This window comes from Pseudomonas sp. P7779 (assembly GCF_013386315.1).
Classification (GTDB): Bacteria; Pseudomonadota; Gammaproteobacteria; order Pseudomonadales; family Pseudomonadaceae; genus Aquipseudomonas.
This window is the reverse complement of sequence record NZ_JACARZ010000146.1, coordinates 1-10,683: the sequence shown is the minus strand read 5'-3', so window position 1 is coordinate 10,683 and position 10,683 is coordinate 1. Positions and strand designations below refer to the sequence as shown.

Sequence of the window (10,683 nt, the reverse complement as noted above, 5' to 3'; positions counted from 1 at the left end):
GGGGCGCTTCGCACCCCAGCGGGAGCAAGCTCCCTCGCCACAAAAAGCCCCCGGATCCCGCGACCTGCCCGCACGAAAAGTGACGCCCAAGTCACGTTTTCCGCTCACACCCCCGCCCTGCAAGGATTTATGTAGTGCTCAAAAATAATCACTACATAATCGTTGACGTAACCGTTTTGTAATTGCATGATTCAAGCGTCTCCCGGATCGGGAGCGTTGGTAACACGCGTTTTGAACAAGCTCGTCTGACCGCCGAGCTGTTTTTTCCGGATGTGCACTGCCCACAAGGCAGATTGATGAAGCTGACCGGCCCGAAAGGATCGGTACAAGGAGCTCAAACGCTGCTTGTCTTCGTTATGAAACCATTGCGTAGCAGGTCATCAGCAAGACTACATGCATCGGTTCAAGACCCTGCCCGTATTCGGCAGACAGTCGCTGACGCCCGGTTTTCTGAGCCGGAGACAACTTAGTAGTTTTAACGGATCAACTAGAGATCGCCAACTGGTCAAGGGGCTTACACATGAATCTGAACAACCAACCAACTATCGATGAATTGGCTGAGATGTTCGCAGCGCAGAAAGACACGCTCGACGACCATATCCTCTGGATTGGTAAATCGGGCCAGGTCCATATTGACTGCCTGGCGCCCCACACCGTGGAAGAAGAGTTCGACAGGAATAACCGTGAACTGGCAGCGCGCCTGAAGATGTACCGCCGCGGCCAGGGTTATGTCGGCAAGAAAGCCGCCGCCGATCGCAACTTTATCGAGCAGGTCTTCCATACACTTAATACCGAGTGGCAGAACCTTAAAGGCCATTCGCAAGTTAAGGTGATCGACAGATACTGCTGATAACTACGCACTTATCACTTAAGCCTGCTCGCTTAAAACGAGCAGGCTTTTTTATGGCCGACGGTTATTGCAACAACGCCGGGAAACGCCCCTTCCCCGCTTCATCGCAAAAAATATCAAACATGGCCTGGGCCGCCGCTGAAAGTTCGTGGCCGGGCTTGGTCAGTACACCAATCGGCCGTTCGATCACCGGATCGCTCAAGGTGATGCAATGGGCGCCTGCCTCCTGCATTTGGCGTGCACACAACGCCGGCACTGCACTCACGCCCAAGCCACTGGCAACCATCTTGCCCACCGTCGCCAGTTGATGGCTCTCCAGGGCTACGGGCAGCTTCAGGTCCAGCGCCTTCAAGTGTTCTTCAAGCATCACTCGTACCGTGGACGGGCGCTGCAAGGTGATGAAGGGTTGTTCCAGCAGGGTGTGCCAGGCGATATCGGAGCGGCGTGCCAATGGCGAGTCACCGGGCACCACCGCCACAAAGCGGTCCACATACAGCGGGGTGAACACCAGCGATGAGCTTTCCGACGGTTCAAACGCCACGCCCAACTCCACTTGGCGATCGCGGACCATTTCCAGCACCTGCTCGTTGATCACGTCATTCACCGTTACGTTGACCTGAGGATAGCGCGCGCGAAAAATCTTCAGGATCGGTGGCAGCAGGTTTCCGGCAAACGACGGCATCGCCGCCACCGTTACCCGCCCGCGCTGCAGGGTGAAACGCTGGCGCAACTCATCCTCGGCATTGTCCCAATCGGCGATCAGGCGCCGGGCCAGGGGCAGTAGCGATTCTCCTTCGGGAGTCAGCGCGACATTGCGCGTATTGCGGCTGAACAGCCGCCCGCCCAGGCCTTCTTCCAGGCCTTTGATGGTCAAGCTCAAGGCCGACTGGGAAAGATGCAAACGCTCACAGGCGGCCGCAAAGCTCAAGGTCTGGGCCACGGCAAGAAAGGCGCGCATCTGTTTAACTGTCATGAAGCTTCTCCCGATGGCTGAGGACTATGCTGTTTTTTAAATCAATCAACCTTAAAAAACAACTTAACAAATCAATCCGTCGGCGCAACACTCGGTTCATATGGCTGGCCCACAAACAATAAAAGAGGTGCATATGGCAGGTTTTGATAAACGTGTAGCGTCCTATGAAGAGGCGCTGGCAGGCCTGGAAGATGGCATGACGGTTCTTGCCGGTGGTTTTGGCCTGTGCGGCATCCCGGAAAACCTCATTGCCGAAATCAAGCGCAAGGGCACCCGCAACCTGACCGTGGTCTCCAACAACTGCGGCGTCGACGGCTTCGGCCTGGGCCTGCTGCTGGAAGGCAAGCAGATCAGCAAGGTCTTCGCGTCCTACGTCGGTGAAAACGCCCTGTTCGAGAAGCAACTGCTCAGCGGCGAAATCGAAGTGGTCCTGACGCCCCAAGGCACCCTCGCCGAAAAACTGCGCGCAGGCGGTGCCGGCATCCCGGCCTTCTTCACCGCTACCGGCGTCGGCACGCCAGTCGCTGAAGGCAAGGAAACCCGCGAGTTCAACGGTCGCCCGTACCTGATGGAGGAATCCATCACCGGCGACTTCGCCATCGTCAAAGGCTGGAAAGCCGACCACTTCGGCAATGTGATCTATCGCCACACCGCCCAGAACTTCAACCCGCTGGCCGCCACCGCCGGCAGGATCACCGTGGTCGAAGTCGAAGAAATCGTCGAACCGGGCGAGCTGGACCCGGCGCATATCCACACCCCAGGGATCTACGTCGACCGGATCATTTGCGGCACCTTCGAGAAGCGCATCGAACAGCGCACCCTCCGCAAATAATCCACCAGCCCAAATAATAAGGAGACAAAAAATGGCTCTTACCCGCGAACAAATGGCTCAACGCGTCGCCCGCGAAATGCAGGACGGTTTCTACGTCAACCTCGGCATCGGCATTCCGACCCTGGTGGCCAACTACATCCCAGAAGGCATGGAGGTCATGCTGCAGTCGGAAAACGGCCTGCTGGGCATGGGTCCGTTTCCTACTGAAGAAACCATCGATGCCGACATGATCAACGCCGGCAAACAAACCGTCACCGCGCGCATTGGCGCGTCGATCTTCTCCTCGGCCGAATCCTTCGCGATGATTCGCGGCGGCCACGTCGACCTGACCGTGCTCGGCGCGTTTGAGGTCGATGTACAAGGCAACATCGCCTCGTGGATGATCCCCGGCAAGCTGGTCAAGGGCATGGGCGGCGCGATGGACCTGGTGGCCGGTGCCGAGAACATCATCGTGATCATGACCCACGCGTCCAAGGACGGTGAGTCCAAGTTGCTTAGCCAATGCAGCCTGCCGCTGACCGGCGCCAACTGCATCAAGCGCGTGCTGACGGACCTGGCCTACCTGGAAATCGAAAATGGCGCTTTTGTCCTCAAGGAACGCGCACCTGGCGTCAGTGTTGAAGAGATCGTCAGCAAGACAGCCGGTAAACTGATCGTCCCGGACCACGTTCCAGAAATGCACTTCCAGTGAGGACAGATTCCATGCAAGACGTCGTGATTGTTGCTGCCACCCGCACCGCCGTGGGCAGCTTCCAAGGTTCGCTGGCAAGCATCCCGGCCCCGGAGCTGGGGGCTGCGGTGATTCGTCGCCTGCTGGAGCAGACCGGCATCGACCCGGCACTCGTGGATGAAGTGATCCTTGGCCAGGTGCTCACCGCCGGCAGCGGCCAGAACCCGGCCCGCCAGGCCTCGATCCTCGCCGGCCTGCCCCACGCCGTGCCGGCGCTGACCCTGAACAAGGTCTGCGGCTCGGGGCTCAAGGCCCTGCACCTGGGCGCACAAGCGATCCGTTGCGGCGATGCCGAGGTAATCATCGCCGGCGGCATGGAGAACATGAGCCTGGCCCCGTACGTATTGCCGGCCGCCCGCACCGGCCTGCGCATGGGCCATGCGAAGATGATCGACAGCATGATCACCGACGGTCTGTGGGATGCGTTCAACGACTACCACATGGGCATCACCGCCGAGAACCTGGTGGACAAGTACGGCATCAGCCGTGAAGCCCAGGACGCCTTCGCCGCCGCCTCCCAGCAAAAAGCCACGGCGGCCATTGAAGCCGGGCGTTTCAGCGATGAGATCACGCCGATCCTGATTCCCCAGCGCAAGGGCGACCCGGTGGCCTTCGCCGTGGACGAACAGCCACGGGCGGGCACCACCGCCGAATCCCTGGCCAAGCTCAAGCCGGCCTTCAAGAAAGACGGCACGGTCACCGCCGGCAATGCATCCAGCCTCAACGACGGCGCGGCTGCCGTGCTGCTGATGAGCGCGGACAAAGCCAAGGCGCTCGGCTTGCCAGTGCTGGCCCGAATCGCCAGCTACGCCAACGCCGGCGTCGATCCCGCGATCATGGGCATTGGCCCGGTATCGGCCACCCGCCGCTGCCTGGACAAGGCCGGCTGGAGCCTGGGCGACCTGGACCTGATCGAAGCCAACGAAGCCTTTGCCGCGCAGTCACTGGCGGTGGGCAAAGAGCTGGAATGGGACGCGGCCAAGGTCAACGTCAACGGCGGCGCGATTGCCATCGGCCACCCGATTGGCGCGTCAGGCTGCCGTGTGCTGGTGACCCTGCTGCATGAAATGATCAAGCGTGACGCCAAGAAAGGCCTGGCCACCCTGTGCATCGGTGGCGGGCAAGGTGTAGCCCTGGCCCTTGAACGCAGCTGATTTCAAAGAGCAACATGGAAAAGGCCCGGTTCCACGAAAACCGGGCCTTTTCTTTATCGGTCAGTCCCGCGCCTGGGGCACCGCAAACACCGCATTTGCCCGCACCACCACCTTCTCCCCGACCTGCACGCTGACCGTGGCAAACGCCATCTGCCGCCCGCGCTTGTGATGCTCCAGACGCACCTCGACCCACGCCCCTACCTGCACCGCGCCGAGATAGTCCAGGGTCATGCTCGCCGTGATCAACGGCAGCGGCGGCTCGCTGGAAAACGCCATGGCGTAGCCCATGCCCACATCCGCCAGGGTGGCCAGCACGCCACCGTGCACGGTGCCGCGTCCGTTGGCGTGGCGGTTGTCGGCGCGCAGGCCGATTTCCAGCTGCAAGCCTTCACCTCGGCTATACACCGGGCCAAGCAGGTCCAGGAGTGGGCTGCTGCGACGCAGCGGAGTAAAGCCTTCAGGGATGGCATGGGCAGTCATGTCAGGTTCTTCCTTGGGGACAAGGCTGGAGGTGTATCCCACCGCAGCCATCCGGACCATCAACATCAGCCCGGTAAATCCCCGGTGATAAGCCTAACGCTTCATGCAGCGCTGATAACGCTCATCCACGCGCTTGGCAAACCAGGCCGTGGTGAGGTTGCGGGTGATCTTCGGGCTTTTCAGCACGATGCCCGGCAGGATCGCCCGCGGCACCGGTTTGCCGGCGGCCTTGTCGGCCAGGGCGAACACCCGCTGGTACAGGGTGGTGTCTTCAAAATCCAGGCGCTCGCCCTGTTCCAGCTGGCTGCGGATGCTCGGGTTGCGCATGTCCAGCGCCTTGCCCAGTGAGCGCACTGCCAGCTCGGTGGTGCCTGGCAGGAAGGAGCCGTAGTTGATCAAGTCGCCGTCCAGCGCCAGCGTGGTACCCGAGACCCGGCTGACAGCCGCCTGGAATGCCGCATTGCGGCTGGCGTACCAACCCGCGTTGAAATCGGCGAAGCGGTACAGCATCTGGTCGTAATTCACCGGGTAGCCCAGCAGATGGGTGATGCCAAAGTACATGCCGCCTCGGCGGGTAAACACTTCCCGGCGGATGCTGCCATCCACGGTGTAGGGATAATCCCGGGCCTGCTTCTGTGCGAAGTCGATGCTGACCTGCATCGGGCCTGCGGTATGCACCGGGTTGAAGCCGCCAAACAGCGTATTGCCCAAGGGCACGACACTGATGAAGTCGTCAAAGATTCCACTCAAATCCCGCTCGGTGCGCGCAGCGTTCAAGCGCTCGGCGTAGGACTTGCCGGTGGGCGAGCGCAGTTGCAGTGCCGTGCGCACCAGCACCGCCGGCACGTGGACTTTAGCGGCGCGGCGCAGGATTTCGTCCTGGGCGATCTTGCCCATGTTCGGGACCGGCGGGTCGACCTGATAGGTGGACTCCTGCTCGGTCACGGCCAATACCGCGCAGATGTTCTCCGTACCGGGGTAGATTTTCTGCGTGTTGAAGGCGGTGTAGATGTCCTGGGCCCAGCCGCCACGATCCGGCACGCTGGCCGGCATCAGCCGCACGATCTGCGCTTTCACCTCGGCTTCGCTGCGCTCCGGCAGTTGCTGGGTGCGCTGGCTGGAGCAGCCGGCCAGTACCAATAAGGTGGTAAGGCACAGGATGAGGCGAGATGAACGCATGGGGCTTCCTTGGGCGACAATGGGCCAGTCTTGGCAGATATCGACCGGTAAGTCTAACCGGGGTTCGCCGACCTGCCGCACTCGCCAAAAAAACCGCAACGTGAAAGGATCAGGCTCCCGTCGTTCCTACAAGGAGTTTGAATGCCATGCTTAGCCTGAACTTCCTGATCACCTGCCTGATCGTCGTGCTCATTCCCGGCACCGGCGTGATCTTCACCGTGTCCACCGGACTGACCGCCGGCAAGCGCGCCAGTGTGTTCGCCGCGCTGGGCTGCACCGCCGGGATCGTCCCGCACTTGTTGGCCTCCGTGCTTGGGCTGTCCGCCCTGCTGCATACCAGCGCCCTGGCGTTCGAAGCCCTCAAGTATGCCGGCGCCGCCTACTTGCTGTACCTCGCCTATGCCACCTGGCGGGACCGCTCGGCCTTTGCCATGAACGACGCACCGACGATTTCCAGCGCCCACAGCCTGATGGTGCGAGGCCTGTTGCTGAATATTCTGAACCCCAAGCTGACGATTTTCTTCCTGGCGTTCCTGCCGCAATTCGTCACCCCGGGCGCGGGCGCACCGGCCCTGCAAATGCTGTTGCTGAGCAGTGTATTCATGGCGATGACGTTTGCGGTGTTTGTAATTTATGGCCTGCTGGCCAATGTGTTCCGCCGCGCGGTGATCGAATCGCCACGTGTACAGAACTGGCTGCGCCGCAGTTTTGCAGCGGCGTTTGCGGGGTTGGGGCTGAACCTGGCATTTGCCCAGCGCTAAGTTGCAAGCAGCCGCGAACAGCCTTCTTGTGGCGAGGGAGCTTGCTCCCGCTGGACTGCGCAGCAGGCCCATTTTCAGGGCCGCTGCGCGCCCCAGCGGGAGCAAGCTCCCTCGCCACAGGTTACTTAGATCCCGGCGAGTGCCAGGTCCATCGCGAAGTAGGTGAAGATCAAGTCCGCACCGGCGCGCTTGATCGAGCCCAGGGTTTCCCGTACCACGCGGGCTTCGTCGATCGCACCCGCCTGGGCGCCGAACTTGATCATCGCGTACTCGCCGCTGACCTGGTACGCCGCCACCGGCAAACGCGAGGCTTCGCGGATGTCGCGGATGATGTCCAGGTACGCGCCGGCCGGCTTGACCATCAGCGCGTCCGCACCTTCCTGCTCATCCAGCAACGATTCGCGCACCGCTTCGCGGCGGTTCATCGGGTTCATCTGGTAGCTCTTGCGATCGCCCTTCAGCGCGCTGCCGCCGGCTTCGCGGAACGGGCCGTAGAGGGCCGAGGCGAACTTGGTGGAATAGGCCATGATCGGGATATGGCTGAAGCCTGCTTCATCCAGGGCCCGGCGAATGGCCTGGACCTGCCCGTCCATCGCGGCAGACGGCGCGATCACATCGGCACCGGCACGAGCGGCAGCCACAGCTTGCTTGCCAAGGTTGACCAGGGTGCGGTCGTTGTCGACTTCGGCGCCGTGCATCACGCCGCAATGGCCGTGGTCGGTGTATTCGCAGAAACAGGTATCGGACATCACGATCATTTCCGGCACCGCATCCTTGATGATCGAGGACATGCGCGACACCAGGCCACGCTCTTGCCAGGTGTCACTGCCCGAGGCGTCCAGGTGGTGGGACACGCCGAAGGTCATCACCGACTTGATCCCGGCTTTGGCATAGCGTTCGATCTCGCCGGCCAGCTTCGACTCGGGAATGCGCTGCACCCCGGGCATGCTGGTGATCGGCACGAAGTCGTCGATTTCTTCTTCAACGAAGATCGGCAGCACCAGGTCATTGAGGGTGAATTCGCTTTCCTGGAACAGGCCACGCAACTCCGGGGAGCGGCGCAGGCGGCGTGGACGGGCTTCGGGGAACTGGCTGGACATTGATGCTCCTGAAAAAAGGCAGGCCAAAAATCTTTGGGGCGAAAGCTTATGCCTCGTGCACCGCAGAGCACAAACGCCAAGTGCGGAACAGTTTATTGCAGGCTTGGTAACAATTGCATTGATCTAGAGCTGTAGACGGCCTTCAATGCAAACGGCAACCGCGCCGCCGACCCAGATTTCCTCGCCGCTGTGTTCAATGCGGATTCGCCCGGCGCGGCCCATGGCGGTGCCCTGGCTGACCACATAGCGACTGGGCGCCAAACCCTCGCCCAGCAACCACTGGGCGACACCGGCGTTCAGGCTGCCGGTGGCCGGATCTTCCGGAGCGCCGTCGCCGGCAATAAAGGCCCGCACCTCAAACTGCGCCTCATCGCCATCCCGCTCGGGGTTCCACGGGGCGATCACGCCCACGGCCAAGCCCTGCAACTGCGAATAGTCAGGCCGCAGTGCCAGTACCTGCTCGCGATCCGCCAGCATCACCGCCAGCCAGCCCGAGCCGTTATCCACCCACTGGCTGCGCAAAATCGCACCGGGCTCAAGGTCCAGGGCCCGACGCACGCGCTCGACCAATTCAGCTTCCAGCGGGCCGGAACGCAGCAACGGTGGCGCGATAAACGCCAGTTCATCGCCCTGGCGGCGGATGCGCACCAGGCCGATCTCACACTCCTGGATGATCTCCTCCCCAGCGGGTTGGCCACCGGCCAGCAACCAGGCATGGCAACTGCCCAGGGTCGGATGGCCGGCAAACGGCAACTCCTTGAGGGTCGTGAAGATCCTTACGCGGTAGTCCGCTCGTGGATCACGGGGCTTGAGCAGGAAGGTGGTTTCGCTGAGGTTGGTCCAGTTGGCGAAATCCGCCATCTGCTGGTCGCTCAGGCTGTCGGCGCCCAGCACCACGGCCAACGGGTTGCCCTTGACGGCCACACTGCTGAAAACGTCCAGTTGTTTGAAGTCGAAAGAAGCCATGCCGGTCCTTATGCTGGGATGTTCAAGCCACGGATCACCGCCGGCCGGGCGACGAACCCGTCCAGGGCCCGCAGTACGTTCGGGAAGTCGGTAATACCCACCAGGTCGCCAGACTCATAGAAGCCGATCAGGTTGCGAACCCACGGGAAGGTGGCGATATCGGCGATGCTGTACTCGTCACCCATGATCCAGGTGCGGCCCAACAGGCGCTTTTCCAGCACCTCCAGCAAGCGGCGCGACTCGGCGACGTAGCGATCGCGCGGGCGCTTGTCTTCATAGGCCGCGCCGGCGAATTTGTTGAAGAACCCCACCTGGCCGAACATCGGTCCGATACCGGCCATCTGGAACATCAGCCACTGGATCGTCTCGTAACGCATCGCCGGGTCTTCGGGAAGCAATTCACCGCTCTTCTCGGCGAGGTAGATCAGGATCGCGCCCGACTCGAACAGCCCCAGCGCCTGGCCGCTCGGGCCATTCGGGTCGATGATCGCCGGGATCTTGTTGTTGGGGTTCAGCGACAGGAACTCGCTGGAAAGCTGGTCCTGGGTCTCGAAACTGACCTTGTGCGCCTCGTAGGGCAGGCCGATTTCCTCGAGCATGATCGACACCTTGACCCCGTTGGGCGTGGGCAACGAATACAGCTGCAGACGCTCGGGATGCCGGGCCGGCCATTTGGCGGTGATGGGGAAGTCTGAAAGTGAGTTCATCATGGGACTCCTGATAAAAGTAGGAGAGTAGTGGTTCGGTGCCTATCGTGCATCCGTCTTAATTCAGCAACATCGGCGGGTTAATCTCCTGCACACGGCAAGGATGCCGCCCCATCTCCCCCGCGAAACGAACCAAACTGCCTTGGGGAACTCTTAAAGAGCGCCCGATGGCTGGGCTTGCTTGCCCTGAATCCCTGCACCGAGACTTAGAACCATCATGACCTACAAGCCTCTGTGCCTTGCGAAACGCTTCAAACGCTACTCTTACATCCTGCTGCCGGTATTGCTGGTGAGCGCCGCGGTCGGCCTTAGCCTGGAATCGCGGGTCAGCCGCGCCCAGCCGGTCGACGGCGTGCAAACCCTGGTGTTCCTGCGCCATGGCGAGAAACCTGCCGGGGGCCTCGGCCAACTCAACTGCCAGGGGCTTAACCGTGCGATGAACCTGGCCACCGTGCTGCCGGAAAAATTCGGCAAGGCCAACTACGTGTTCGCACCCAACCCGACCCGCAATGTCGAGGAAGGCGAGAAAGACAACTCCTACAGCTACATCCGCCCGTTGATGACCATCAGCCCCAGCGCGATCAAGCTCGGGTTGCCGGTCAACATCAAGTTCTCGGCCAATGACACCAGCGCCCTCGCTGACGAACTGGTGGAAGACAAATACCACAACGCCGTCATCTACACTGCCTGGTCCCATGGGTATCTGCCGGACTTGATCAACAAGGTGGCAAGCGAGGCCGTCGGTGAAAAACATGTGATTACCGACGATTGGTCCGGCAGCGATTTCGATAGCTTGTATGTGTTGACCCTGACCTGGCACAACGGCAAGGCCTCGCTGCTCAGCCGCAACTACAAGCAAGGCCTGGATAATGGCCAGCAGACTTGCCCGGACGCAACGCAAGTCAGCGCCGATATCTGACCGCCCCTGAAGACCCGTGGCGAGGGAGCTTG

The 10,683-nt window shown here is 61.3% G+C and carries 12 protein-coding genes; 6 read left to right on the top strand and 6 right to left on the bottom strand.

What is annotated here, in order from left to right; translation table 11 throughout:
• Nucleotides 1–520: 520 nt before the first annotated feature.
• Nucleotides 521–850 (top strand): hypothetical protein, encoded by a 330-nt coding sequence (locus HX869_RS29760; protein ID WP_003211618.1) that lies wholly within the window; start codon nucleotides 521–523, stop codon nucleotides 848–850.
• A 64-nt stretch (nucleotides 851–914) separates the two neighbouring features.
• Here HX869_RS29760 and HX869_RS29755 read toward each other — a convergent pair whose 3' ends face one another.
• A complete protein-coding gene (locus tag HX869_RS29755; RefSeq protein WP_023658941.1) occupies nucleotides 915–1,823 on the bottom strand; it encodes a LysR family transcriptional regulator in 909 nt (302 codons plus the stop codon).
• Nucleotides 1,824–1,956: 133 nt separating this feature from the next.
• Here HX869_RS29755 and HX869_RS29750 point away from each other — a divergent pair, with 133 nt between their 5' ends.
• From HX869_RS29750 to HX869_RS29740, 3 genes are read left to right on the top strand one after another with little or no spacing between them, the layout of a single operon-like run.
• Nucleotides 1,957–2,655 (top strand): CoA transferase subunit A, encoded by a 699-nt coding sequence (locus HX869_RS29750; protein ID WP_008435892.1) that lies wholly within the window; start codon nucleotides 1,957–1,959, stop codon nucleotides 2,653–2,655.
• Nucleotides 2,656–2,686: 31 nt separating this feature from the next.
• Nucleotides 2,687–3,346 (top strand): CoA transferase subunit B, encoded by a 660-nt coding sequence (locus tag HX869_RS29745; protein WP_003211625.1) that lies wholly within the window; start codon nucleotides 2,687–2,689, stop codon nucleotides 3,344–3,346.
• An 11-nt stretch (nucleotides 3,347–3,357) separates the two neighbouring features.
• Nucleotides 3,358–4,539, top strand: a complete 1,182-nt coding sequence (locus HX869_RS29740; protein WP_003211627.1) for an acetyl-CoA C-acetyltransferase — start codon at nucleotides 3,358–3,360, stop codon at nucleotides 4,537–4,539.
• 60 nt (nucleotides 4,540–4,599) lie between these two features.
• Here HX869_RS29740 and HX869_RS29735 read toward each other — a convergent pair whose 3' ends face one another.
• Nucleotides 4,600–5,019: a PaaI family thioesterase gene (locus tag HX869_RS29735; RefSeq protein ID WP_177049977.1), complete on the bottom strand. Its 420-nt coding sequence runs from the start codon at nucleotides 5,017–5,019 to the stop codon at nucleotides 4,600–4,602.
• A gap of 93 nt (nucleotides 5,020–5,112) precedes the next feature.
• Complete coding sequence (locus HX869_RS29730) at nucleotides 5,113–6,198, bottom strand: DUF1615 domain-containing protein (RefSeq protein ID WP_008435895.1); 1,086 nt, start codon at nucleotides 6,196–6,198, stop codon at nucleotides 5,113–5,115.
• A gap of 146 nt (nucleotides 6,199–6,344) precedes the next feature.
• Here HX869_RS29730 and HX869_RS29725 point away from each other — a divergent pair, with 146 nt between their 5' ends.
• Nucleotides 6,345–6,959 (top strand): LysE family translocator, encoded by a 615-nt coding sequence (locus tag HX869_RS29725; RefSeq protein ID WP_102369383.1) that lies wholly within the window; start codon nucleotides 6,345–6,347, stop codon nucleotides 6,957–6,959.
• A 125-nt stretch (nucleotides 6,960–7,084) separates the two neighbouring features.
• Here HX869_RS29725 and hemB read toward each other — a convergent pair whose 3' ends face one another.
• The 3 genes from hemB to HX869_RS29710 form a co-directional block, all read right to left on the bottom strand.
• Entirely contained in the window at nucleotides 7,085–8,059 is a 975-nt protein-coding gene (gene hemB, locus HX869_RS29720) for a porphobilinogen synthase (RefSeq protein ID WP_003211635.1), read from the bottom strand.
• A 123-nt stretch (nucleotides 8,060–8,182) separates the two neighbouring features.
• Nucleotides 8,183–9,025 (bottom strand): PhzF family phenazine biosynthesis protein, encoded by an 843-nt coding sequence (locus tag HX869_RS29715; protein ID WP_178904077.1) that lies wholly within the window; start codon nucleotides 9,023–9,025, stop codon nucleotides 8,183–8,185.
• An 8-nt stretch (nucleotides 9,026–9,033) separates the two neighbouring features.
• Entirely contained in the window at nucleotides 9,034–9,732 is a 699-nt protein-coding gene (locus HX869_RS29710) for a glutathione S-transferase N-terminal domain-containing protein (RefSeq protein WP_008435902.1), read from the bottom strand.
• A gap of 217 nt (nucleotides 9,733–9,949) precedes the next feature.
• On the opposite strand from HX869_RS29710, the gene HX869_RS29705 reads away from it, so the two are divergent.
• Nucleotides 9,950–10,651, top strand: coding sequence for a hypothetical protein (locus HX869_RS29705; protein WP_008435916.1), 702 nt, complete (start codon nucleotides 9,950–9,952; stop codon nucleotides 10,649–10,651).
• The last annotated feature ends 32 nt before the right edge of the window (nucleotides 10,652–10,683 follow it).

Bases quoted from the DNA above. Each gene is read 5' to 3' on its own strand.
- HX869_RS29760 (WP_003211618.1), top strand. From the start codon at position 521: ATGAATCTGAACAACCAACCAACTATCGATGAATTGGCTGAGATGTTC.
- HX869_RS29755 (WP_023658941.1), bottom strand. From the start codon at position 1,823: ATGACAGTTAAACAGATGCGCGCCTTTCTTGCCGTGGCCCAGACCTTG.
- HX869_RS29750 (WP_008435892.1), top strand. From the start codon at position 1,957: ATGGCAGGTTTTGATAAACGTGTAGCGTCCTATGAAGAGGCGCTGGCA.
- HX869_RS29745 (WP_003211625.1), top strand. From the start codon at position 2,687: ATGGCTCTTACCCGCGAACAAATGGCTCAACGCGTCGCCCGCGAAATG.
- HX869_RS29740 (WP_003211627.1), top strand. From the start codon at position 3,358: ATGCAAGACGTCGTGATTGTTGCTGCCACCCGCACCGCCGTGGGCAGC.
- HX869_RS29735 (WP_177049977.1), bottom strand. From the start codon at position 5,019: ATGACTGCCCATGCCATCCCTGAAGGCTTTACTCCGCTGCGTCGCAGC.
- HX869_RS29730 (WP_008435895.1), bottom strand. From the start codon at position 6,198: ATGCGTTCATCTCGCCTCATCCTGTGCCTTACCACCTTATTGGTACTG.
- HX869_RS29725 (WP_102369383.1), top strand. From the start codon at position 6,345: ATGCTTAGCCTGAACTTCCTGATCACCTGCCTGATCGTCGTGCTCATT.
- hemB (WP_003211635.1), bottom strand. From the start codon at position 8,059: ATGTCCAGCCAGTTCCCCGAAGCCCGTCCACGCCGCCTGCGCCGCTCC.
- HX869_RS29715 (WP_178904077.1), bottom strand. From the start codon at position 9,025: ATGGCTTCTTTCGACTTCAAACAACTGGACGTTTTCAGCAGTGTGGCC.
- HX869_RS29710 (WP_008435902.1), bottom strand. From the start codon at position 9,732: ATGAACTCACTTTCAGACTTCCCCATCACCGCCAAATGGCCGGCCCGG.
- HX869_RS29705 (WP_008435916.1), top strand. From the start codon at position 9,950: ATGACCTACAAGCCTCTGTGCCTTGCGAAACGCTTCAAACGCTACTCT.